The sequence below is a fragment of the Actinomyces sp. ICM47 genome, from assembly GCF_905369875.1.
Lineage (GTDB): Bacteria > Actinomycetota > Actinomycetes > Actinomycetales > Actinomycetaceae > Pauljensenia.
In genome coordinates this window covers 1-23,915 of the sequence record NZ_CAJPJE010000037.1, presented here as the reverse complement: position 1 = coordinate 23,915, position 23,915 = coordinate 1, and the positions used below count along the sequence as shown (strand labels likewise).

Annotated in this window: 19 protein-coding genes; 8 read left to right on the top strand and 11 right to left on the bottom strand. The window is 64.5% G+C overall.

Annotation, left to right across the window (positions count from 1 at the left end; genetic code table 11):
- Nucleotides 1-493 precede the first annotated feature (493 nt).
- The 3 genes from QZ149_RS07715 to pta all read right to left on the bottom strand — a co-directional run bounded on the left by QZ149_RS07715 (nucleotide 494) and on the right by pta (nucleotide 4,113).
- Nucleotides 494-1,249 (bottom strand): NAD-dependent protein deacylase, encoded by a 756-nt coding sequence (locus QZ149_RS07715; protein WP_291450768.1) that lies wholly within the window; start codon nucleotides 1,247-1,249, stop codon nucleotides 494-496.
- Between the two features lie 88 nt (nucleotides 1,250-1,337).
- Entirely contained in the window at nucleotides 1,338-2,537 is a 1,200-nt protein-coding gene (locus QZ149_RS07710) for an acetate kinase (protein WP_291450767.1), read from the bottom strand.
- 97 nt (nucleotides 2,538-2,634) lie between these two features.
- Nucleotides 2,635-4,113, bottom strand: coding sequence for a phosphate acetyltransferase (gene pta, locus QZ149_RS07705; protein ID WP_291450766.1), 1,479 nt, complete (start codon nucleotides 4,111-4,113; stop codon nucleotides 2,635-2,637).
- A gap of 196 nt (nucleotides 4,114-4,309) precedes the next feature.
- On the opposite strand from pta, the gene QZ149_RS07700 reads away from it, so the two are divergent.
- From QZ149_RS07700 to pgi, 4 genes are all read left to right on the top strand, one after another.
- On the top strand, nucleotides 4,310-4,579 hold the full coding sequence (locus QZ149_RS07700) for a DUF3017 domain-containing protein (RefSeq protein ID WP_291450765.1): 270 nt from the start codon (nucleotides 4,310-4,312) through the stop codon (nucleotides 4,577-4,579).
- 168 nt (nucleotides 4,580-4,747) lie between these two features.
- The gene (locus QZ149_RS07695; protein ID WP_291450764.1) at nucleotides 4,748-6,079 is read left to right on the top strand and encodes a dicarboxylate/amino acid:cation symporter; all 1,332 of its coding nucleotides are present in this window, start codon (nucleotides 4,748-4,750) and stop codon (nucleotides 6,077-6,079) included.
- Between the two features lie 172 nt (nucleotides 6,080-6,251).
- Nucleotides 6,252-8,507 carry a 6-phosphofructokinase gene (locus tag QZ149_RS07690; protein ID WP_291450763.1) on the top strand — a complete coding sequence of 752 codons (2,256 nt, stop codon included), beginning with the start codon at nucleotides 6,252-6,254 and terminating at the stop codon, nucleotides 8,505-8,507.
- A gap of 154 nt (nucleotides 8,508-8,661) precedes the next feature.
- Nucleotides 8,662-10,341 carry a glucose-6-phosphate isomerase gene (gene pgi, locus QZ149_RS07685; RefSeq protein WP_291450762.1) on the top strand — a complete coding sequence of 560 codons (1,680 nt, stop codon included), beginning with the start codon at nucleotides 8,662-8,664 and terminating at the stop codon, nucleotides 10,339-10,341.
- A 12-nt stretch (nucleotides 10,342-10,353) separates the two neighbouring features.
- Here pgi and QZ149_RS07680 read toward each other — a convergent pair whose 3' ends face one another.
- The 4 genes from QZ149_RS07680 to QZ149_RS07665 form a co-directional block, all read right to left on the bottom strand.
- A complete protein-coding gene (locus QZ149_RS07680) occupies nucleotides 10,354-11,055 on the bottom strand; it encodes a toll/interleukin-1 receptor domain-containing protein (protein ID WP_291450761.1) in 702 nt (233 codons plus the stop codon).
- Nucleotides 11,056-11,066: 11 nt separating this feature from the next.
- A complete protein-coding gene (locus QZ149_RS07675; protein ID WP_291450760.1) occupies nucleotides 11,067-13,463 on the bottom strand; it encodes a hypothetical protein in 2,397 nt (798 codons plus the stop codon).
- A 240-nt stretch (nucleotides 13,464-13,703) separates the two neighbouring features.
- Nucleotides 13,704-13,856: a hypothetical protein gene (locus tag QZ149_RS07670; RefSeq protein WP_291450759.1), complete on the bottom strand. Its 153-nt coding sequence runs from the start codon at nucleotides 13,854-13,856 to the stop codon at nucleotides 13,704-13,706.
- A gap of 254 nt (nucleotides 13,857-14,110) precedes the next feature.
- Nucleotides 14,111-15,511, bottom strand: a complete 1,401-nt coding sequence (locus tag QZ149_RS07665) for an endonuclease/exonuclease/phosphatase family protein (protein ID WP_291450758.1) — start codon at nucleotides 15,509-15,511, stop codon at nucleotides 14,111-14,113.
- 160 nt (nucleotides 15,512-15,671) lie between these two features.
- Here QZ149_RS07665 and QZ149_RS07660 point away from each other — a divergent pair, with 160 nt between their 5' ends.
- Nucleotides 15,672-16,490, top strand: coding sequence for a YhfC family glutamic-type intramembrane protease (locus QZ149_RS07660; RefSeq protein WP_291450757.1), 819 nt, complete (start codon nucleotides 15,672-15,674; stop codon nucleotides 16,488-16,490).
- Between the two features lie 24 nt (nucleotides 16,491-16,514).
- On the opposite strand, the gene QZ149_RS07655 is transcribed toward QZ149_RS07660, so the two are convergent.
- Genes QZ149_RS07655 through QZ149_RS07645 form a run of 3 tightly spaced genes read right to left on the bottom strand, consistent with a single transcriptional unit; the run spans nucleotide 16,515 to nucleotide 19,886 of the window.
- The gene (locus QZ149_RS07655) at nucleotides 16,515-18,116 is read right to left on the bottom strand and encodes a beta-carotene 15,15'-monooxygenase (protein WP_291450755.1); all 1,602 of its coding nucleotides are present in this window, start codon (nucleotides 18,114-18,116) and stop codon (nucleotides 16,515-16,517) included.
- On the bottom strand, nucleotides 18,113-19,027 hold the full coding sequence (locus tag QZ149_RS07650; RefSeq protein WP_291450754.1) for an ABC transporter ATP-binding protein: 915 nt from the start codon (nucleotides 19,025-19,027) through the stop codon (nucleotides 18,113-18,115). The genes QZ149_RS07655 and QZ149_RS07650 overlap by 4 nt, the downstream gene beginning before the upstream one ends.
- A 4-nt stretch (nucleotides 19,028-19,031) precedes the next feature.
- Nucleotides 19,032-19,886 carry a MerR family transcriptional regulator gene (locus QZ149_RS07645; RefSeq protein WP_291450753.1) on the bottom strand — a complete coding sequence of 285 codons (855 nt, stop codon included), beginning with the start codon at nucleotides 19,884-19,886 and terminating at the stop codon, nucleotides 19,032-19,034.
- 146 nt (nucleotides 19,887-20,032) lie between these two features.
- Between QZ149_RS07645 and QZ149_RS07640 the strand changes: the two genes are divergently transcribed.
- The 3 genes from QZ149_RS07640 (at nucleotide 20,033) to QZ149_RS07630 (ending at nucleotide 22,650) form a co-directional block, all read left to right on the top strand.
- Nucleotides 20,033-21,340: an NAD(P)/FAD-dependent oxidoreductase gene (locus QZ149_RS07640; protein ID WP_291450752.1), complete on the top strand. Its 1,308-nt coding sequence runs from the start codon at nucleotides 20,033-20,035 to the stop codon at nucleotides 21,338-21,340.
- 638 nt (nucleotides 21,341-21,978) lie between these two features.
- On the top strand, nucleotides 21,979-22,326 hold the full coding sequence (locus tag QZ149_RS07635) for a nitrogen fixation protein FixC (RefSeq protein WP_291450751.1): 348 nt from the start codon (nucleotides 21,979-21,981) through the stop codon (nucleotides 22,324-22,326).
- A gap of 27 nt (nucleotides 22,327-22,353) precedes the next feature.
- The gene (locus tag QZ149_RS07630) at nucleotides 22,354-22,650 is read left to right on the top strand and encodes a 4Fe-4S dicluster domain-containing protein (RefSeq protein ID WP_291450750.1); all 297 of its coding nucleotides are present in this window, start codon (nucleotides 22,354-22,356) and stop codon (nucleotides 22,648-22,650) included.
- 98 nt (nucleotides 22,651-22,748) lie between these two features.
- Here the strand turns inward: QZ149_RS07630 and QZ149_RS07625 are convergent, their stop codons facing one another.
- Nucleotides 22,749-23,783 (bottom strand): cation diffusion facilitator family transporter, encoded by a 1,035-nt coding sequence (locus QZ149_RS07625; RefSeq protein WP_291450749.1) that lies wholly within the window; start codon nucleotides 23,781-23,783, stop codon nucleotides 22,749-22,751.
- Nucleotides 23,784-23,915: the final 132 nt, after the last annotated feature.

Below are 23,915 nucleotides of genomic sequence, written 5' to 3'. Positions count from 1 at the left end.
GATAGGTTATGCACATGCGGATAGGTAACGAAGATATGGTTAGGAAAATAAGCTATCCGCATGCACATAACCTATCCATATGCGTACGACCTATCCGCGTGTGCACAGGGGGAGAGGAAACCGTGCGCTGGTGAGGTCGGACGCGAAACCGCCGCCTGGGTCCACTAGTACAACACCTGCCGCCCACACCTCGCCCTGGACGGCATCACGCCACAACAAGCAGAAAACCAACACACAACAACACGAAAGGAAGCGGCCTAAACAAGCCTCCACAAAACTCAGGTCTCGACAGTCTACGAGGGGCGCTGCTTGCCCGTTGACGCGCACGCTAACCCGCTGTTCGAAGCGTGGGCCTTCTCGTCCACACGCTAACCCGCTGTTCGGAGTGTGGGCGGGGTTGCCCACGGACGGATTAGCGGGTTAGCGTGCGGGTAAGGGGGTTAACGCTCGGAAGAGCGGGTTTATGTGTGCGAATACCCGCGCACACCAAGCCTTACGCGGGCACGACACCTTCGGTGCACAGCTTGTCCATGACGCGGTCGAGGGTCGCACCCACGGGGTCGCGGACGATCAGGTCCGCGTGCGCGTCGGCCGAGGTCGGGGTGGCGTTCATGAGCACCAGGTGATCCCCGGAGAAGTAGTTGATGAGGCCCGCGGCCGGGTAGACGACGAGGGACGTGCCGGCGACGATCAGCAATGATGCCCGAGCGATGGCAGACACGGCGGCCTCGATGACTCCCTGGTCGAGGGATTCGCCGTACATGACGATGTCCGGTCGCATCTGCCCTCCGCACGACGGACACGCGGGCACTGGATCCCCGTCAATCTTGACAGCATCACTGAGCGCCGCGACGGCCCCGCAGCGCGTGCACACGAGCCGTTCCCAATTGCCGTGCAGCTCCCACACGGCGTGCGACCCGGCCCGTTGGTGCAGGTCGTCGATGTTCTGCGTGATGACGGCATCCAGCCGACCTGCGGCCTCCAGGGAGGCCAGGGCCTTGTGTGCGCCGTTGGGGTCGACGGGATGGTAGATCTCGCGGAACCACTCCCAGTACGCTTCGGGGTGCCGGGTAAAAAAGTCGATGCTCAGGACGGTCTCGAGGGGAATCTCGCGCTCCTGGAAGTAGAAGCCGTTCGCCCCGCGAAAATCGGGGATCCCCGACTCGGTGGAGACACCCGCGCCCCCGAAAAACACGGTGGACGGTGACTCTGCAATCCAATCAGCCAGGGTCGAAACGTCGCTGTTCATGAGGGCCTCCTCGAGATGACTACTCTCCCAGGATACGCCCGAGGCCGGGGCACCACGCGGGAACCCCGGCCTCGTGATGGTCTGAAAATCAGGCGAAGGTCAGTGCCTGGCGGGCGATTGCCAGCTCCTCGTTGGTCGGGAAGACGTAGATTGTCACCGTCGAGTCGGGGGCGGAAATGACGCGCGGCTCGCCGGAGCGAACCTTGTTCGCCTCAACGTCGATCTTCACACCGAAGGGGGCGAGGGCCTCGGCCAGCTCGCGACGCACTGCTGCGTCGTTCTCGCCGATGCCAGCGGTGAAGGTGATGACGTCCAGGCCGCCCAGCTCGGCAGTGTAGGACCCCACGTACTTCAGCAGGCGGTTAATGTAGACATCCATGGCGACGCGGGCGCGCTGCTGAGCCTCGGGGTCCTCATCGTTGTGGATCATGTCCCACACGGAACGCATGTCGGACTCGCCGGTCATACCCTTCATGCCGGACTTCTTGTTGAAGAGGGTGTCGACCTCGTCAACACTCATGCCGGCGACGCGCTGCAGGTGGAACACGACGGCGGGATCGATGTCGCCGGTGCGGGTGCCCATCATGAGGCCCTCGAGGGGGGTCAGGCCCATGGACGTGTCGATCGGCTTGCCGTTCTTGACGGCCGACACGGATGCGCCGTTGCCCAGGTGCAGGACGATCTGCTTGAGGTCGTCGCGGCCTTCCAGCTTCGCGATCTCCTGGGAGACGAACTGGTGGGAGGTGCCGTGGGCACCGTAGCGACGCACCGAATACTTCTCGGCGGTCTCGGTCTCCAGGGCGTACAGGGCCGAGCGGGCGGGCAGCTGCTGGAAGAACGCGGTGTCAAAGACGGCGACGTGGGGGACGTCGGGCATGAGTTCGCGCGCCACGTCGATGCCCTTGAGGTGGGCGGGGTTATGCAGGGGAGCCAGCGGGCACAGCTCTTCGATCAGGTTGCGGACCTCGTCGGTGATGAGGGCGGGACCGTCGAAGTAGCGGCCGCCCTGAACGACGCGGTGGCCGACGGCGAGGATGCCAGCTTCGGCCAGGGTCGGACCCTCGGTGTCAAAGAGGCGCAGAACTTCACGCATGCCGACGGTGTGGTCGGGAACCGGCAGTTCTTCCTCGGTGACGGCGTCGCCGTGTACGTGCTTGATGAGGCCCATCGGGTCGCCGATGCGCTCAACGAGGCCCTTGGCGATCGCGTCGCCGGTCTCGGGGTCGACGAGCTGGTACTTGATGGAGGAGGAACCGGAGTTAATGACGAGAACGGAGGACGAGGTCACGCGTTCGCCTTTCGTGTTGGTGAGGTGGAAGAGAGATGTACGAGGCCGGGGTCCGGTCAGCGACAATAGTAACCGGACCCCGGGACCTGGGTCCCGCTCAGCCCTGGGCCTGGACGGCGGTCAGGGCGACGGTGTTGACGATGTCTTCGACGAGGGCGCCGCGCGACAGGTCGTTGACGGGCTTGTTGAGGCCCTGCAGGACCGGGCCGACGGCGAGCGCGCCGGAGGAGCGCTGGACCGCCTTGTAGCCGATGTTTCCGGCTTCCAGCGAGGGGAAGACGAAAACGGTGGCCTTACCAGCGACCTCGGAGCCGGGCAGCTTCTTGGAGGCGACGGCCGCATCGACGGCCGCATCGAACTGGATGGGGCCTTCGATGGCCAGCTCGGGGGCCTTCTCGCGGGCGAGGCGGGTGGCCTCGACGACGGCGTCAACGTCCGGGCCTACCCCGGAGGTGCCGGTCGAGTAGGAGAGCATCGCGACGCGCGGGGTGACGCCGAACTGGGCGGCGGTGCGCGCGGAGGTCACGGCGATGTCGGCGAGCTGCTCGGGCGTGGGGTTGGGGTTGACGGCGCAGTCGCCGAACGCCCACACGCGGTCCTTCATTGCCATGAGGAAGATGGAGGAGACGACGGAGACGCCGGGGGCGGTCTTGATGATCTGGAAGGAGGGGACGATCGTGTGCGCGGTCGTGTGGGCTGCACCTGAGACCATGCCGTCGGCGTCGCCCATGTGGACCATCATGGTGCCGAAGTAGGACACGTCGGTGACCTTCTTGCGGGCCTGCTCGAGGGTGACGCCCTTCTTGGCGCGCAGGCGCGCGAACTCCTCGGCGTAGCGCTCGAGGTAGGCGGGGTCATCCACGGAGACGACCTGGGCGGCGCTCAGGTCGAGGCCGAGCTCGCCGGCGCGCGTGGCGACGTAGTCGGCGTCGCCCACGAAGGTGATGTCGGCGATGCCGGCGGCGAGGACCTGGGCGGCGGCCTGGAGGACGCGGTCGTCGTCGGGTTCGGGCAGGACGATACGCTTGCGGTCGGCGCGGGCGCGCTCGATGAGGTCGGCCTGGAAGGCGAGCGGGGTGACGGCCGTGGGGGTGGCTGCGGCGCGCAGTGTGGCGGCGGCGTCCTCACCCAGGGGCAGGGTCAGGACGGGCACGTCGACCTCGAGTGAGGGAGTGCCACCGGTCAGGATCACGGCGACGACGGAGGCGGCAGCGGCCTCAGCGCGCAGGCGGGCGGCAGCGATTTCCTCGGTGAGCAGCTCGGCGCTGGCACCCTCGGCGTCGAAGGCGAGGACAACGCCCGCGCGGGTGGAGGCAGCGAGGTTCAGGTTCCAGGCCACGTGATCGAAGGCGCGGTTCGAGGCCTCGCGGGCGGGGGCGATGAGCGCGTCCTCGCCGACTGCACGGACGGATTCGACCGCTGCGGGCAGCGCGGAGGCGGGGTGCAGGGCCGCGTCGGTGGCGGTCGTGCCGGCCAGGGCGTCGACGGTGGCGACACCGAGAACGCGGGCCAGCTCGTCAGTGGCGAGGGCAGCTGCCTCCGACGAACCGGGGGCGACGACGATGAAACGAGACACTCGAATACTCCTTTGGGACGAGAAGATATGGTGTGGCCGGAAAGCCTTTAGTCCTATCCTAAACCCGCTTGCCGTCATTTTGTGACGCTCTTTCGGCTCGAGGCCGGGGCTGTGGATGCGGGAACAAGGGCAATCGCTGACCGATTGTGTCGGATTGTACGCTAGGGTAGGGGGCGTGGAAAACGAGGAGACAACCGTGCGCACACGACTGGGTGCGTTTCTCGGCGCTACCCTGAGCGCGGGTGGTGTCCTCGGCGTCATCGCTCTGGCTGTGACAGATCACCGACATCGGGCGGTCATGCTGCTGGTCGCAGTCCTCGTCGGAATGGGGATCGTGCGTCTGTGGACGCCCGGGCGACCCTGGTTTGCCTCACGCGGGCGCCTCGCCGACGCGATTGTGTACGTGATTCTCGCCGCGATTATCTGGTATCTAGCTCCCTTTGTGTCGACGATGGCGGTGCGCTGAAAGCCTGGTGATCGTTGAATCCGCGCAGGAAACCACGGCCTCGTCAACAGTGAGTGGGACGGAGGAGAGGCGTGGCGCATATCCCGTATCGTGGTTTCGGATTCAAGAATTCGTAAAGGTCGGGCATTCTATGGGTGACCCATCGTCCCTAATCTCAAGGTGAAACACATGCGCGCGTTCCTGCGTAAGTCCGGAATTCTCGTGTGGGTGATCGCTGCGATCATCCTTGCGACTATCCTTGGATCGATCCGTGTCGGCGGCAACCATTTGGTCCCCGTGGAGATCGGTCGTATCTTCGCGACGTTCTCGGCTATTTTCAGCCAGTTCCTGTCCTTCTCTATTCCGCTGATCATCATCGGCCTCGTGACCCCCGCTATCGCGGACCTGGGCCGCGGTGCCGGCAAGTGGCTGGGCATTACGACGGCGATCGCCTACGGCTCGACGCTCTTCTCGGGCTTCCTGACCTTCCTGGTGTGCGCATCCCTGTTCCCGCGTCTGCTCGCCTCCACGCAGCTGGCCTCGGTGGCGGAGCCCGGTAGCGCGCTGGATTCCTACTTCACGATCGAGATGCCCGCGCCGCTGCAGGTTATGACGGCCCTGCTGCTGTCCTTCGTGGTGGGCCTGGGCCTGTCGATGGTCCCGCGCGGCGTCCTGCGCAAGGGCTTCATCGAGTTCCGCGCCATTATTACGCGCCTCATCGAGACGATCATCATTCCGCTGCTGCCCCTGCACATCTTCGGCATCTTCCTGAACCTGACCTACACGGGCGAGGCCGCCTCCGTCATCCGTACCCTGCTGCGTGTCGTGGTCGTGGTCCTGGTCCTCGAGGTCGTCATCCTGCTGACCCAGTTCTGCTTCGCCGGTGCCGTGGCTCGCCGCAACCCCATCAAGGCGCTGCTGACGATGATGCCCGCCTACCTGACGGCGCTGGGCACCTCCTCCTCCGCCGCGACCATCCCCGTGACGCTGCGCCAGACCAAGAAGAATGGCGTGTCCGACGCGGTTGCGTCCTTCACTATCCCGCTGTGCGCCACGATCCACCTGGCCGGCTCAACCTCGAAGATCTTCTCCTTCGCGTTCGCGATTGTCCTGACCCAGGGCCTGACGGTATCCACCCTCCAGTGGGTCGGCTTCATCTTCATGCTCGGTATCACGATGGTCGCCGCCCCCGGCGTCCCCGGCGGTGCCATCATGGCGGCCACCGGTCTGCTGAGCTCCATGCTGGGCTTCGATGACGCGCAGGTCGCCCTCATGATCGCGACCTACATCGCGCTGGATTCCTTCGGCACCGCCACGAACGTGACGGGCGACGGCGCGATCGCGCTCATTATTGATCGCATGGCGCACGGCTCGATCGGTAACGAGGGCGACCCGGAGAACGCCCGCGAGCTGGCGTTTGACGGCATGGCCTACCTGGACCGCGTGTCGGTTGAGGGCGTTGTCAGCCCCGAGGATCTGGCCGATTCTGCTGCCCGTAACGGTGCGGAAGTCAGCGCGTAAGTCCTGCTCGACGCCCTGTGCGCGCCCGCCGGTTTCGGCGGGCGCGCACTTGTCGTTTCCTCGGTAATTGGGCGTTTGGCCCTAGTGGTAGGAGGCATATGTCACGTAGAATTGACCACGATAGGCACATCGGGCCACCTGGCCCTCACCGTCAATGAAAGATGGCAGAACAATGAGCACAGTCCGTATCGGTGTCCTCACCTCGGGCGGCGACGCCCAGGGTATGAATGCTGCCGTTCGCGCAGTGGTGCGCACGGCTCTGGCCAGGGGAGCGCAGCCCTATGCGATCCTTGAAGGCTGGCAGGGTGCATGCGACGGCGGCGGCTCCATTAAGAAGATGGAGTGGTCGGATGTTTCTTCGATCCTTGCTGAGGGTGGCACGGTTATCGGCACGGCTCGCAGCGCTGAGTTCCGTACCTACGAGGGACGCCACCGCGCCGCCGCGAACCTGCTTGAGCATGGTATCGACCACCTCGTCGTCATCGGCGGCGATGGTTCCCTGTCGGGTACGAATGAGTTCCGAGGCGAGTGGCCTCAGCATGTCGCCGAGTTGGTCTCCGAGGGTGTTATCACGCAGGAGTTTGCCGACGCTCACCCGTCGCTGATCATTGTCGGCTTGGTCGGTTCGATCGATAATGACATGGTGGGCACGGACATGACGATCGGTGCGGACACTGCGCTGCATCGCATTCTGGATGCTATTGACCAGCTCACCAGCACGGCGGCCTCGCACCAGCGCACCTTCGTCGTCGAGGTCATGGGTCGCCACTGCGGGTATCTGCCCCTCATGGCTGCGGTCGCGGGCGGTGCTGACTACGTGTTCACACCTGAGGACCCGGCGGGCCAGGGCTGGCAGGACGACCTGGCCGAGCACCTGCGCCTGGGCCGCGAGGCCGGTCGCCGTGAGTCAATTGTTCTCGTCGCCGAGGGCGCCCACGACCGCGACGGCAACGAGCTGTCCACGCAGCTGATTGCAGACACGATCCAGGAGCGCACGGGCGAGGATGCTCGCGTGACGATCCTCGGCCACGTGCAGCGCGGCGGTACTCCGTCGGCCTACGACCGTTGGATGTCCACGCTGCTGGGCTACGCGGCCGTCCAGGAGATCCTCGACTCCTCCGCTGAGGACGAGCCCGTCATCCTGGGTGTACGCCGAAACCGTATTACTCGCGTCCCGCTCATGAAGGCGGTGCACGACACGCGCGCGGTCAAAGACCTCATCGCCGCGGGCGACTACGCTGCTGCCCAGGCGTCGCGCGGATCCTCCTTCTCTTCGATGGTCGGCATCTACCACCTGCTCTCTACGCCTCCGCAGCTGATTCCCGAACCGACGGGCGATTCGAAGCGTGTCGCGATCCTGCACGCAGGTGGTCTGGCACCCGGCATGAATACGGCGGCCCGCGTCGCCGTGCGTCTGGGCATTGCGCGTGGCTGGACGATGCTGGGCGTCGACGGTTCGTGGAGTGGTCTGGCGGACGACCGCGTGCGAGAGCTGAGCTGGTCCGACGTCGAAGGCTGGGCCTTCAAGGGAGGCGCGGAGCTGGGCACGAAGCGCGATGTCCCGCCGATTGAACAGTTCTACGCGCTGGGCCGCGCTATCGAGCGCAACGAGATTGACGCGCTGCTGGTGATCGGCGGCATGAACGCCTACCTGGGCGTGCATGCGATCCAGGCCGAGAAAGACCGCTACCCGGCCTTCCGCATTCCGATGCTGCTGATCCCCGCGTCGATCGACAACAACTTGCCCGGCTGTGAGCTCGCGATCGGTACGGACACGGCGATCAACAACGCCACGTGGGCGATCGACCGCATCAAGGAGAGCGCGGCGGCCTCTAAGCGTTGCTTCATCGCCGAGACGATGGGACGCCGCTGCGGCTACCTGACCCTCATGAGCGCGCTGTCCGGCGGTGCCGAGTACATGTACATCAACGAGGAATCCCCATCCCTCCAGCAGATCGCTGCGGATGCTGATCGGATGGTGAACTCCTTCAAGTCCGGCCGACGCCTCTTCCTGACTCTCGTCAACGAGTCCGCGTCCCGGTACTACGACCGTGACTTCCTCGCCGACGTGTTCACCGCCGAATCTGAGGGCATCTACGACGTACGCCACCAGGCGCTCGGCCACATGCAGCAGGGCGGTGCCCCCTCGCCGTACGACCGTCTGCTCGCCACGCGCCTGATCGCCCGTGCCTTCGATCAGCTTGTCGCGCAGTTCGAATCCGGCGACCGCCGTGCCTACTACATCGGCCAGGTCGGCAACGCCGTCGAGGCACGCCCGGTCAAGCAAATGTTCGATGACCTGGATATCGTCAATCGCCGCCCCTTCCATCAGTGGTGGCTCGATCTCGTCCCGGTCCAGCGCATCGTGTCGCTGCAGAACCCAGGCATCGAGGCAGCCCCCATCCACATCGACGACCCTGTCGAGTAGTAGGACACTCCCGGTTGATCCGGGATGAACGAGGCCGTGGTTCCGTGAGCGCTTGCGGGCCACGGCCTCGTCCGTCGTCAGGGAAAACGAGGGTGACCGAGGGCGCATTGACCGCTAAACTGGGAGCTACATATCCCTACTGTCAGGAGCACCCATGAGTGATATCCCCGTGATCGACCCGACGATGACCCCCGCGTGGGACAAGCTCGACCAGCTGGCCGACACCTTTGAACCCGATCTACGCAAGATGTTTGCGGACGATCCCGAACGCACGAAGAAGTTCACCTTCCAGGCTGCCGACCTGCACGTCGACCTGTCGAAGAACCTCGTGTGCCCCACGCTGCTGGGGCACCTGCTCGCGCTCGCCGAGCAGACCGGCGTGGCGGACCTGCGCGACCGCATGTTTGCGGGCGAGCACATTAACGTCACCGAGGACCGCGCCGTCCTGCATACCGCGCTGCGCCGTCCCGCGACCGACTCCCTGACGGTCGACGGCCAGGACGCAATCGCCGACGTGCACGAGGTGCTGGAGAAGGTCTACGCCTTCGCCCGCCGCGTCCGCTCCGGCGAGTGGGTGGGCATCACCGGCAAGCCCGTTAAGACCGTCGTCAACGTTGGCATCGGCGGCTCCGACCTGGGGCCCGTCATGGCGTACGAGGCCCTCAAGCCCTACGTGCAGGAGGGCCTGGAGTGCCGCTTTATCTCCAACATCGACCCCACCGATGCGGGCGAGACCACGAAGGACCTGGATCCCGAGACGACCCTCGTGATCGTCGCGTCCAAGACCTTCACGACGCTCGAGACCATCACGAACGCGAAGGTCGTGCGTGCCTGGCTGCTGGACAGCCTGCGTGAGCGCGGCATCGTCACCGACGAGGCCTCCGAGAAGGAAGCGATCGCCAAGCACTTCGTCGCCGTGTCGACCGCCCTGGACAAGGTTGCCGAGTTCGGCATCGACCCGGACAATGCCTTCGGCTTCTGGAGCTGGGTGGGCGGTCGCTACTCCGTGGACTCCGCCGTCGGCACCTCCCTGGCCGTCGCGATTGGCCCCGAGGGCTTCGCGGCCTTCCTCGCCGGCTTTAACGCGATGGACCGCCACTTCGTCGAGGCCGAGCCCGAGAAGAACGTGCCCCTGCTCATGGGCCTGCTCAACGTGTGGTACTCGAACTTCCTGGGTGCCGATACGCACGCGGTTCTGCCCTACTCGCAGTACCTGCACCGCTTCCCCGCGTACCTGCAGCAGCTGACCATGGAGTCCAACGGCAAGTCCGTGCGCCGTGATGGCAGTCCCGTCACCTACGAGACCGGTGAGGTCTTCTGGGGTGAACCCGGTACCAATGGTCAGCACGCCTTCTACCAGCTGATCCACCAGGGCACCCGCATGGTCCCTGCCGACTTCATCGCGTTTGCGAACCCGACGTGGGCGCTGGGCGATGGCGACGCTGACATGCACGAGCTGTTCCTGTCGAACTTCTTTGCGCAGACCAAGGCCCTGGCGTTCGGCAAGACCAGCGAGGAGGTGCGCGCCGAGGGCACGCCTGAGGCCATCGTCTCCGCCCGCGTGTTTACCGGTAACCGTCCCACGACGTCGATCATGGCCCCGGCCCTGACCCCCTCGGTCCTGGGCCAGCTGATCGCCCTGTACGAGCACATTACCTTCGTGGAGGGTGCTGTGTGGGGCATCGATTCCTTCGACCAGTGGGGCGTTGAGTTGGGCAAGGTCCTGGCCAAGCAGATCCTCCCCGCCATCGAGGGTTCGACCGAGGCCCTGGATGCGCAGGATCAGTCGACCCGCGCTCTCATCGAGTACTACCGCGCGAACCGCACGAAGTAGTCTCGTCTGAGTTCATCGGGGGTCGCGTCGGCTGGCGCGGCCCCCACGTCTTCTCTGATGCACGGCGACCGGGAGATTCCAGGTCCAATCGCGTTTCGCAGACTTATTCAGTTTGCGATGCAGCCATTCCGTCACGGTGATACCGGAAAAGAAAGCTTCCCTGACTTGGCGGTTACTTACTGCGGCGTCGTCGATCTGTTTCAACTCATCATCGGTCAACGAATCGAGCGTGGCAAGAACATCAGCGATATCCCGCGTCTGCTGGTATGTGCTAGAAAAAGTGAGAGCACGGAGCAACGAGGCTCTCGTCTCCTCGCGTGTCCTCGGCTCCATGGCGAGCCAAGTGCCTACCCCCCGAGCGATTTCCGCTTCGTCCAGCGGTTCGGAGGGTATGAAGTCCTGCTTGGACTTCAAAAAACCCGTGGAGTGTTCTGCGCTGTCATAGCGTATCCAGAGGGCTGGTGTATTGCGTCCTATCGCCCAGCCGATTTCCTGTTGGCACCACGCGCTATCCGTGTAGCCCCGTGAAGCGATACACAGGAGTGCAGAACTCTCCTTGAGATGTTCGAGGAGCTCCTGCGCCCAATCCGCGCCTGGGTGGATCAAGTGGCTGGCGATGATGGTGTCAACCCCTAGGATTGCAAGCTCCTCGCGCAGTGCTAACGCGTATTTTTTGCCTTCTTCATTCTCACGATGGCTCAGAAATACTTGCATGTGTTCTCCTGTTAGCCCTTGTTGGAGTGTTGAACTGACAACGAAGAGAGTCCCTTCGCGATCAATGCGCCAAGCTCGGAGGCGCGCTGTGTGGTCACGAGGTGTCGGTGATCGTCGTTGTTCAGGCCGGTGCGCGTGGGGTCAAACAGCTTCTTGATCTCGTCGATTGCCTTCTGATATGCATCGGACTCGTTGTTTTCAGCCAGCGCTTCAGCTGATACAGGAAGATTTGGCCCGAGTTCGAGCTCGCGTGCTAATAGGGCAGCGGCTCCGCCGAATCCGCCCGCGATGAACAGCGGCTGACCTTTCCGGAGTGTATACAACGCCTCTTCGACGATTCCGGGGAGGTTGCCGATGTATCCGTCCGGGTTATCCGTTGACTGACGTCGTGTCTTTCCTCCGGTCAGCAGGCGCGCGTCGCAGTACTGGGGGAGAGCCTGCCTGATTTGGTGGAGAGCATGGGCAGTCTCGTTCGAGTCGCCCTGCCATGGCGGAAGGTCATCAAAATCCTTGATCGTGAGACCGTTTTTGTCGAGAACGACGATGGAGGCGTTCCTGGCGAAGTGGTTGGCTGCTTGGGAGAGTCTCTCGATTGATGCGTTGCTTGTCAGGGAGACGTAGGGGACCGCCAAACTGAACATCTGCCCGGGGTGTATGTTGTCCTGTTCAGGATCGCCCGCTAGGCGTGCGTAGGCTTTGACTGATGCGGTGTAGCTGGACACTGTGTCCATGACCGCCGTTGTCAGATCAGGGACGTGCGTGCCGGGAGCGCCCGCGTACAGGAGGCTGCCCCCGCCGATCAGCATCATTTGCGAAACTTCCGCAACAGCGCATTCAAGGTGTGTCGGACTCAGGCCGATAGACGCCAGATCGTCGGCTAGGGCCATCGAGATCCCAAGGGTCTTTCCGGTCAGCGGACGATCCTGCGAGAGAAGCGGAGTTGTCAACTTGGGTTCGTCTGTGCCAAGCACTCCACCCGCAGCAAAGAAAGACCTGGGGGTCAGTAGGTGCACCTGTCCTTTCTCGTAGCCCGCTTGGACACACAGGTCGACTAAGAAGTCTTGTTCGGCGGGGAGCAGAGGCGGGTCGGGGTGGAGCAGCCAGAAGTGATTGTCATAAGGGAATGTATTCCTGTGTTCTTGAATGAACTTCAGCAACACAGTGGGTTCAGGTGCGGTGGGCGGGGCACAATCGAAGCCTGGGTGATTCTTGGACTGCGACGGTGATAGTGTTGTACTCGCCTTCGCGGCGTCTACGTGTGCGGAAATATCTTGGCAACGCCACAACGCGAATTTGAGAGCCTCATCGACGAGGCGGTTCAGAGCGGTGACAATGGCCTCGTCGACGGGATCCTCTGCTTGCGTTCCTTCTGGTGGTGCCCACCTCTTGGGGATCTGTGGACATGCGATTGTCGGTACGTGATCAAGGAGGAATGAGCCGCGCGATTCTCCGGCACTGAGCGCGGAGAGACACACGATAGGCACTCCAGCGCGCTTTGCCTCGTACACTTCCCACTGGGTCCACTCGCGGCTGGAGTAGTGATCCGTGCGCACCATAAGGAGCGCGCTCGTCCTGGCGCGCTCGCGTATGGCCTCGTCCCATTTCTCGCCCGTCTGTAGGTCGAACACGTCGAAAAAAGGCAGCAAATGAGTCCGGTGAATCTGATTCAGGACTCTCGTTGTTACGCCTGTCGTTGTGCGCCCGGTGCGGTCTGCCTCGGGTATATCGGCTTGTGCATGTGACACGAAGATCCGTAGACGGGTGTCGGACGAGATAGATTCCATTCCTGCTTGGTGCCACAAGAGATTTTGGATGATCGCCTGTCCTACCCCGCGGGTTACCTCACCTGCAGCGTAGGCTTCTTCGCCGATGACGGGACCCTGGCAGTTGGCTAGCGGTTTCACGAATGGAGCGGAAGTGTCGAGGCCTTTCGCACCAATAATCGGGAAGATTAAGACACTGGGGGTGGCTGCTGAAGATGCACTCTCGCGCAGTGTGCCAAGACTCTTCAAGTACCTGGACCATGCACTGTGTTGATCCTCTGAGGCTTTGATCATGTGGCGGCCAATGACTGGGATAATGACAGTGAAAGGGGACGCAGTGCCACTCGCTGAGTCCTGGTAGAGGGCCTGCATATCGTCTGCTGTCGTGTCGACCGTGCCGCAGCGTGTAGGGATCGGCGCAGGTGCATCGCAGCCCGTGGTGCGGGGATAAGAGCGAGAGAAAACCTCGATCGCGCTGCCTGCCAAGCCGGAGAAGTGCTCCGAATGGTAGTGGTTAACCAGCCTCTCGAAAACATCTTGACCGCATTTGTCTTTTGGGTGCCAGACGACATAGATATCGAGCACTGTGGGGGAGGGGGCTGCGAGTTCTTCCGTTAAAACAGTGGCCTGTATGCTGCCTGTCATACTGTCTCAGTCTAGGCGCATAATGTTTGGTTGACAAGCTACCCTAGGCTGTGATATAGGGGTTTTGTTTTATCGTGTCACTTGTTGACATATCGTGACATGTGTGATTCAAGTACGCTTGGATACGCGCGCGTGCCCACTGCCCGGATGGACGTGCCGTCGGAGGCATAGGGTTGGCTGAGAGTGCGCGCACCCTATATGTTGAGGTAGGCCTAGGTTTTCCGGGATGGGGGGCAAGTCTCACTTCCAACCGAAGAAACGTGCCGCGTTGGCGCAGATTACGCCGAAAATGAAGAGAACGAGCGCTGCTCCCCAGCGCTGGGTGGCACCGACGATGTGGACTCTTCCGACGATTAGATACCCCACAGCCAGGAAAGCCTCTAACTCGAGCATCGTAGCTATGAGCGCGGATATGGAGGTTCTGGCTGACGCAGGGAGTGCCCCGAAGCCGAGGACAGCAACGCCGAACATGGTTGCGAAAATGATGGTGATGGTTCTGAAGAATCCGCGCCCTTCGGGGCCATTGTGGGACCCATATGTCAGTCATAATCTGATCGACCGCTCATTTTGTGTTGGTTGCGCGAATCCTCGAGGCACACAACTGGTGCCTCGGGGTGGGACTATGCCCCGAGGCACCGACAAGCGTGCTACGCCCGGCTTCTCAGGCGGGCACGCTGCCTGGCGAGAAGAAGCGCCCCTCCTGCTCCCACGCCGATGGCGACGCTAAGGAGACCCGAGTGTGCTCCAGAGTTCGCAAGCCTAGGCTCCTCGCCCGACGGGGAAGGTGTCTCTCTCTGGCTCGTGCTCGGGTTCGGTTCGCTCGGGGTGAGCGAGCGCGGGAAACGCAGCTTGGACCACACCAAGCGGTGGTCCGAGGTAGGAAACGGGGCGAGACCGGTCAAACGGAAAAGCTCGTCGTCGCGTGTCGGCCAGAAGACTCCCGCCTCCTCGACCTGGGTGCCGACATTTGGTAGGACGTAGTCGATGCGCAGATTCCCCGGCCGAGGATTGTCGCCGAAGTCGCCCGTATCGTAGGCGGGATTCGTCCTGTGCGTCAGGTTCGCGCCTCCCTGAAGCTCCGCTTCGCGGGCGCCTCCCAGCGAGGTCGGTGCCGTGTCGACGATCTGCGGGCTGGTAAGCAGCTGATCAATAGCCCCCGGGTACGAGTCCCCGTCAAGTGGATCCGAGTTGTAGTCCCCGAGAATCACGAAGTTGGCGTCCTCGGTCAGGCCTCCCTTCGCTCCGTTGTCGTCATAGAGGTAGTCGGCCCGGTTCGCCACGTAGTCGGCCCACAGGCGGATCTCATCGAAGTTTCGTTTCTTGTTACGCTGCTCGGCTCCGTCGAATGACGGCGGCGTCGGGTGTGCTGCCAGCACGTGGATCGTCGTGCCATCAACATCGATCGGTAGGTCCACGTGCGTCTTGGAAGACAGGGGGAAAGCGTTGAGCACCTCGTCGGAGTACCAGCCGGTGCCGTCGCTCTTGGTGGGGAGAAGAGCTCCCGGCATGTCCTTCCACAGGAAGTGTTGGAAAGAACGAACCTGGTCGTTCTTAATCGGGTACTTGGAGTAGACAACGAAACCGTACTGGCCCGGAAACTTGCCGAAGCCCCAGGCATCGGATGGGCCGGTTGTGCTTCCGTCTCCGTCCAGGTCGTAGCCGCTGGGAACGCCCGTGTTCACTGAACCCGACCAAGAGTAGGGGTAGGACACGGGCTGGGCACCATTGTGTGGGACTTCGAGGTAGTTCGTGCGAAAGAGATCAACCGCGGCAGCGTTGGCCTCGTAGTCGAACTCGTTGATCAGAATGATGTCCGGATCCACCCGCTGAATGGTTTCCGCCACGTTGGATGCTTGGGCGTTGTCCGCCGTGGTGAGGTCGTCGAGTAGCTGCCCCGGCGCCTCTCGGTTGAGGCTGGCGTTGAACGTGGCCACCGTGAGGACATCGGTTGTCGAGGACGGTGCGGACTCGGCGAGCGTGGGTGCGGACGATAGAAAGCACAGGGCAAGGGGGAGGCATGCTGCTGTGGCGACCGCGAGGGGCTTCATCGTTGAATCTCCTTCATCACCGTGGGAGTGTGTATGACAGATGATAAAACCTCGGCGGGCAACAAACAAGGAGGCGGTGACAGTGGTACGAGAAAGGGCATAGCATGAGTCATGCGATTGCTGTTCGACGCAGTCGTGCGAGTATCGAATCGAGGGTTCCATGGTTACAGCAGCTTCCCTGGCATCCATGGGTGTGAGCGCTCTGTCCACGTTTGTCCTGCCGATCATCATCCTCGTTGTCGCTCGGCGCAGATGGGGCTGTTCGCTGTGGTCTGCCGCCGTCGGCGCGCTGGTCTTCGTTGTCTTCGCTCTCCTCCTCGAGGGGGGATTGCACGCGCTGGTCTTCGCTGCGATCCCCAACCTGCCGAGTCAACCGATGCTGTACACGATCTATGCCGCGCTCGCGGCCGGGGTGTTTGAAGAACTCGGCCGAGTCTGTGGGTTCGCCGTTCTGCAAGCGAGCGACCGGCGTCCCGATGGCGTTGGGCGCGCCCTCGGAGCGGGCATTGGACACGGAGGTATCGAAGCAATACTGCTTGTGGGAGTAGCGACAATTTCTCACCTTGTGATCTCGGTTAGCGTCATCAATGCGGGTACGAGCGAGGCTTTCCTCGCTGGCTTGCCCGACGCCCAGCGCGATATCGTGGCCCGCCAGTTCGAGTTGCTCATCAATACGCCTGCGCCGTTCTACCTGCTGAGTATCGGCGAGCGTACCATCGCCATTGCCTTGCACATCGCCCTCGCCGTGTTGGTCTGGATGGCATTCACTGGGAGGATTCGCCGCTGGTGGATCCTCGGAGCGATCCTCGCCCACGCTCTGGCAGACGCAGGGGCAGCTCTGTATCAAAGCGGAGCGGTGAGTGTTTTCGTGGCGCAGGGGTGGGCCTTGATCGTCACCATCATCCTCGCACTGGCGGTCAGGCGAATCTACGTGTCCGCCAAAGCGCCGCTCGCCCGCGGGGCCGCGCAGGCCTCGTGAGCGAGCGACGGGCGGGACATGAGCTCACGCGGGAATGTCGCGCACGCGGTAGGCGATGAGGCCGCCAGCACAGCACGCGATACCCACGCCGAGCTGGACGGCCAAGGGGAGCCAGTGGGTCGTCCCCCACGGGTCGGCCACGTGCCCGAGGACGGTCAGATCCTGCGCCCACGTCGGCATGTCGATGAGGCCCCCGAAGAGACGCACGAAGGAACTCCACGCGATGACCACCCACGCCAGGGACCGCCACCGGGGCGCAGCGCCCACCAGGAACACGGCGATGCCCGCCGCCGCCACGACCCCCGGTAGCTGGGTGAGCGTGGAGACGAGCGCGCGACCGGCAGCGTGGTCCTCACTCACCTGGGTGGCCATCGCGGCTGCCAGCGCTGCCCCAGACACGAGGAGCAAGACTACCCCGGCGCCGATGGCGTCGGCCACGGCCGCTAAGAGCGCGCGCGTGCGCGGGACGCCGCAGGCCAGCACCGCCTCGGACAGCCCCTTCTCCTCCGACGCGGCCAGGCCGAGCACCCGCTGGACGACCGCTGTGGCCACGAGAGCAACCATCACGACCGTGAACAACGTGGTGTACTGGACGACGGGCCGCATCTCGGGGGCCATCTTGTCGAATAAGGCGGCGCTCGCTGGGGTGTTGGCGATCAGGTCGGACAGCCTGCCCGACATCGTGCCGAAGAGGGCCGCTGTGAGCACCAGTGCGAAGGCCCAGGCCGCCAGGCGCCGTGCGCCCAGGCGCGCGGTCAGGCCCAGGGGGCCGCGCACGCGCCACCGCCTGGCGGACACGGAGCGGTCAGCCAGCACCGCCCCCAGCAGTTCGCGGCGGGAGTGGAGCAACGCCGCCAGCGCCACCAGTGCGACGGCGACGAGCGCGAAGACGGCGAGCGCCCACACGCGCTCCGCCCCGAAGGGCCCGGCCACGTCCCGCCAGGCCAGGGGGCTCAGCCACCGCAGCCACGCGGCCCCCGTCTCGTCGGCCAGAACGCGGACGGCGAAGGCCACCCCGAAGACCGTGAAACATAGCCCCCGTGCGGCCGAGGCGTCCCGCACCAACTGCGAGGCCACCAGGGCGACGCCCGCGAAAGCCCATCCCTGGGCGATGGCCACGCCGCCGAACACGAGCGCACCCCGCAGGGGCGTCTCGCCCACGACGGCGTCCACGCCCACCAGCGAGGCCGCCAGGCCCGCGCCCGTGAGCGCCATGGCACCCATCGCCCACGCGGTCGCCGAGGCGAAGGGCGCCCATCGGCCCGCGCCCGCCCCGAGGACGACCTCGACGTGCCCGTCCTGCTCGTCGCGCCGGGCCAGCGCGGTCGTGAGCATGATCGCCATGATCGCCACGAGCCACAGCAGGTACCCGCCGTCCTGCCAACTCGCGAACTCCCCCATGGAGCCGGCGGCGGGGAGGGGGCCGAAGAGCAGGCGCACGCCCGGCACGTCGCGCATCTGGGACAGGATCGCGGTGCGCTCCTCGAACGAGGGGTAGGTGCGCTGCAGGGCGATCGGGCGGCCCAGCAGGAACAGCCACAGCGGCACCATCCACGCGAGCGCCTGCCACCTGTAGCGGCGCGTCGCCAGCCCCAGGCACCGCCGGAATCCCGTGAACGCGCTCATGACCGCGCCCCCTGGTCCCCCGAGTAGTGGCTCATGAACAAGTCCTCCAGGCTGGCGGGCTCCACTTGGACGTCGTCCACGCCCAGCTCCGCGACCGCGCCTAGGATCCCGGGCACCAGGGAGGAGGGCACGCGGGTCTCCACGCGGGTGCCGGTGGGGCGGACAGGGGTGCCGAGCCCGGCCAGGGCCTCGACGAGGCGGGGGCGGCGCGCGTCTGACTCCCCGACGCCGATGCGGATGGCGGTCTCGGCCAGGGAGCGCAGATACGACAGGTCGCCGCTCTCCACGGTCCGCCCGTCCTTGATGATCGTCACGTGCGAGCACAGGTCCTGGACCTCCGCCAGGATGTGGCTGGACAGCAGGACGGTGGCACCCCCCTCGGCGGCCTCGCGGACCGTGTCCGTGAAGACGCGCTCCATGAGGGGGTCCAGGCCCGAGGTCGGCTCGTCGAGGATGAGCAGGTCCACGGGCGCGGACAGGGCGGCCACGAGCGCCACCTTCTGCGCATTGCCCTTGGAGTAGGTCCGCACTTTCTTGGTGGGGTCCAGATCGAAGCGCTCGGTGAGCTCCTCCTCGCGGGCGCGGTCGCGCGAGCCGCGCAGGCCCGCCAGGGTGTCGAGCACCTGCCCGCCCGTGAGGCTGGGCCACAGGCTCACCGAGCCGGGCACGTAGGCGAGGCGGCGGTTGATGGCGGAGGCCTCGCGGGCGGGGTCCATCCCCAGGACTTGGGCGCGGCCGCCGTCGGTGCGGTACATGCCCAGCAGCACGCGGATCGTCGTGGACTTCCCCGCGCCGTTGGGGCCCAGGAAGCCGTGGATCTGGCCCCTTCCGACCCCCAGGTCGAGGCCGTTCAAGGCCTTGACCCTCCCGAAACTCTTGATGAGGCCCTCGGCCTCGATGAGATCAGACAATGTTCTAGTCCTTTCCTGTTTTCTCTTCGAGCACGGGCCCGAACTCCGGGTCCGCCTGCAAGCGGCGGACCAGGTTGTCGATGACTCGCCTCTGGTCGGGCTCGGGGTAGCCGATCTTGGACAGCCGGGCCACCCGCTTCCACAGCAGGTGCCCGGGCCCGCCGCTGGGCAGGTCGCGCAGCATCGCGAGGGCGGTCGACCTGTTGCGCTCGAGGACGGCCCACTCGGCCTTCTCGAAATCCTCGATGACGCGCTCCCTCTCCTCGTCGCTGTAGGCGCCGGGGTAGCGGTTGCGGTCGAGCTTGGCGAACGCGGTGAACATGCGGACCAGCGCGCGGTGGTCCTCGTCGCTGAGCCCTTCGATGAACGGACCCAGCGAGGCCGGGATGAGGCCCGAGATCGCCAGCGCCAGGACCATGCGCTGGTCTGTGCGGATAATGGGCAGCGTGGCCGGGTCCTCGACGAGGCCCTCGAGGTGATCGTAGAAGCGCTCCAGGACAATGGGCAGGGGCGAGAGCGCTTCGCCGGAGCGCACCCTGGCCACGAGCTCGTCGATGCGGGTCCGCTGGTGGTGCAGGACCTCGATGCGGGCGTCGATCTGCGCCCGCGTGGCGAGCAGGTCCGCCTCGATGGCGCTGCGGCCCTGGGCGGGCTCGTCGGGCAGCATCTGGGCGATCTTCGCCAGGGGGATCCCGGACTCGGCCAGCCACCGTATGCGCAGCAGGCGCGCCAGGTGCTCGATGCCGTAGTCGCGGCGCCCCGCGACGAGTGGGGGCACGGGCAGCAGCCCCAAACGGTGGTAGTAGCGCACCGTCCGCGTCGTGGTCCCCGCCAGGTCGGCCATCACTTTCACTCTCATGGGTACTATCGAACACTGTGACGCTACGTCGCTGTCAAGGGCGCGAGAGTCGCGGGCCATCGGTCGCGGACTCGGCGCACTCGCGATCCTCCCTGATCGACGCCGATCGTTCACGGAACGCTCGCGTGAGTCTCTAGCATGGCGTCATGAGAACCTTGATCGTCGGCGCTGGGATTTCGGGACTCGCGTGCGCGGATGCGCTGGCCGGGTGGGGCCAGGACGTCGAGGTCTACGAGGCGAGCGGGCGCGCGGGCGGACGCATGGAGACCGCAACGGTCGCCGATTGTCGGGTCGAGGTCGGCGCTAACTTTCTGTCCTCCACCTACCGTGTCATCCCGCGCATGGCCGAGCGCCTCGGCGTCGCGCTCCGCCCGATTCGTGCGCGCGCAGGAATCATCGTCGACTCGCAGGCTGTGACCTACGTCCCCAACGGATTCGCGATGGTGCAAGCGGGCGGGATGGGCTGGCGCGAAGCCGCCCAGGCGGGCTGGCAGCTGGCCCGCCAGTTTCCGCGCCTGGCGAAGGCCAATCCGGCTGACCTGGCCCAGTGGGCCGACATTGACGTGCCCGCCGATGCGTGGTGCTCCAGGCGCTTTGGGCGGGCCTTCACGGACGCTGTCATCGGCTCGTCGTTTCGGGGATACTACTTTCAGGACCTTGCGCAGACGTCGGCGTCGGCGGCGCTGGCCATGGTGTCCTACGGCTCGTGCCCCTTCACGACGCTCACCGCAGATCCCGGGCTCGAGGCGATACCTCGGGCGTTGGCCGCGGGACTGTTGATCCAGTACGAGGCTCCCGTCGTGCGGGTCGAACGCGACAGGACCGGCGGCGCGTTGGTCCTCGCCAACGGGACGGTGGTTGAGGGGGACCGGATCGTCTTGGCCGTTCCCGCACCCGTGGCCGCTTCGCTCGTTGCGGATCCGTCTCCGCTCGAAGCCCAGTTGCTGTCGACCCCCTATAGCTCGGGGCTCCTAGTCGTCCTCGCGTGCCGTCGTCGCCTGAGCGAACGCGAGTTGGGCGGTGCATACGGTTTGCTGGCGTCGCCGAGCCAGGCTGGTCCCATCGCCGCGTTGTGTGTGGCGAGCCGCGCGGGGCATGCGGCGCCGGGCGCGGATGCCGTGACCGTCATGTTTGATGGGGAGGCTGCGCAGTGCTCGATGGTCACGGGGGAGTCCGACACTGAGCTGATCGCGCGCGCTGTTGCGGCGCTGTGCGAGTTCGCGCCGACTGTCGCTGAGGCCGTCGATTGGCATGCAAACAGCGTTGTGAGGATTCCGGCGGCGATGCCGACCTGCAGGGTTGGGCGAGCCAGTTTGGTTCGACGCTATTGCGCCGAGCGTAGGGGGCCGGTGATTCTGGCGGGCGACTACCTGGCCTTCCCGTGGTCGGACTCGGCGGCCTTGACAGGCCTGTGGGCGGCGAACTGCGTGCGAGCGTCGGGTGAGTGCGACTGAGAGACGTGCGGTCGCCGCGGTGCTGAGGCTGCATGGGTCTTTGCGTTTTAGCAGGAACTGACGGCTGACCGCAGTCCGTGCTGCCGTCGACTGCAACGGGTGCAGGTGCCGTGGCGGAATGAGGGCGGCTATTTTCGTGACGTCTGGAGGATCATAGTGTCGCACATTTTGTGTGTGAAGAATCCGGCTTCAACGTGTGTGACGATATTACCGACGATAAGCGTCGGATAATTTGCGATGTTTGTCGACTGAATTTCCCTTTTGGGTCTGAATGAAAATATGTCAGACAATTTATGTGATTAGAGCGTAAGTGTGTTGAGGTGGAATCGGCGTGTAATTTGTTAGACCTTTTTGTGTCGGATGACTAGCTCTTTATGGAGTAATGAACATCTCAGTGCAAGCTGACAAATGGACCAAGATCGTCCACAATAAACGCGCCATTAGTGCCATCCGCGTCACTGCTGGCATAGGTTGCTTTTGGACGCGTAAGGTCCGGAATTGCGGGATAATAATCTGGGCCCAAGGTCGGGATTGACCTGGTTCGCTCTCGATACCATTGACAGCACAAAGTTCCGAGAGTGCTACTGGTAGCCACGCTTCATGATTAACGGTGATCAGAATAGTGGCTCGACGTTGACATGTACCTGGCGGCTGGCTCCGCGCTGGCGGCTGCCGAAGTCATCGAAAAGGCCTTCCAGACCATGGACTTTGGCCAGCAGTCGATGGACCAGTACCGCGCCCTGCTCGACAGCAGCTTTGTCGGCAAGGACATCGCGACCTACGCGAAGGCTCCGGCCTTCCTGGAGTGTCCCCGTATGTACAAGAACTACGGCAGGCTCGCCGCGGAAGTGTTCTACGGGATCTTCAACCATGATCTGAAGCCTCGGCGTCACATGCGCAAGGTCGGACTTGACGTGCTCAAGGCGTCGGGACTGAAGCTCACACAGATCATCGGCGATGTCCTCGCGGGCATCCGCGCCCTGTGACGAGATTTTCTGAAAGGAGGACGAGCAATGGCATCATTCGTCATCGAGAGTGTCCCGGCCCGACTGTCCGGGAACACCTACAACCTGGATGAGGAAGAATCGCACATCAAGGTCAATCAGGAACTTGCTCGCGCCACTGGCGCCGGCGCCTTGTTGGAGCGGATCTGCCCGGCGAAGGTGTACTCGGTTGAAGCCGATGGCATGGTTGGCGTCGAGTACGCGGCGTGTCTGGAGTGCGGGATCTGCCTCGCCATGGCGCCCAAGGGCGTGCTCACGTGGCACTATCCGCGAGGCAGCTTCGGCATCATGTTCCGTGAGGGCTGAGTGAGTCGCGTGAAGGTGCGGCCCCGGGCGTGCCTGCGGTGAGGCGGTGGGAGTGTGAAGCTCCTGCCGCCTCGTTGTACGTGAGGACGAGGCGTCGCTTAGTGCTCGATGTGCTCGTGGCTGGCGTGCTCGGGGCACTCGAGCTGGAACGTGGAGTGCGCGATGGGGAAGTGGTGGCACGCGCATTCGCTGAGGTCGTGGACGATGCGGTCGCGCGAGGGGCCGTCGGCCTCGTGCGTGACGGTCACGTGCGCGGTGACGGTCACCAGGTGTGAGGAGACGGCGGCCACGTGCAGGTCGTGCACGTCGATAACGCCGTCGACGCCCATCATGTGCGTGCGTAGTTCGCCCATATCCACGCTGGCGGGTGTCTCTTCCATGAGGATCGCGACAGAACGGCGTAGGAGCGTGAGCGCGCGCGGGGCCATGAGGACAGCAATCAGGAGCGAGGCGATCGCGTCGGCGCGCGTCCAGCCGAAGGCCCATTCTGCGCCTGCTGCGACGATCACCGCGAGGGAACCGAGCGCATCGTTTGCGACCTCGAGGAACGCCGCCTTCATGTTGAGGTTCGCGTCGCGCCCGCCCGCGAGGATCGCCAGCGACATAACGTTTGCGAGCAGGCCGATGATGCCAACGAGGAGCATGGGGCCGGCCTCGACGGGCGGGGGAGAGGCGAGACGCCACGCGGCCTCCCATGCGACCATCACGCTGATAGTAAGGAGCATTCCGGCCTGCAGGGCGGCGGCTAGGACCTCGGAGCGCGCCCACCCCCACGTGTGCTTCTCGTCGCGCGGGCGGCGCGTCAGGTGGGCCGCGACGAGGGCGATGACCAGACCGGAGGCATCCACGACCATGTGCCCCGCGTCAGCCGCCAGGGACAGGGATCCAGACCAAAAGGCACCGAGCAACTCTGCGACGACGACGGTCCCCGTCACTGCGAGCGCCCACCCCAGGCGCACGGCCGAGGCTCCCGCCGCGTGGGAATGATCGTGCGAGTGGCCACCTTCCGCGCCGCCCGAGGAGTGCGCGTGGTCGTGGGAGTGGGCCACGGCCTCGTCAATGTGGGACGAGGCAGGGGCGGGTTTCTCCGATCCGGTGCCTCCGGGCGGGGGCGAAGGGAAAGTGTGCGACATGTCCTCACTGTACGACCCGAGCGCGCCGAATGATACACCTAGCACCGGCCTCGTATGCTGTAGATCACGCAGGCGGGGTGTCCTGTTGGGACTGGGTGCCCGGGTCACACTGTGACGGACAACGTATCCTAG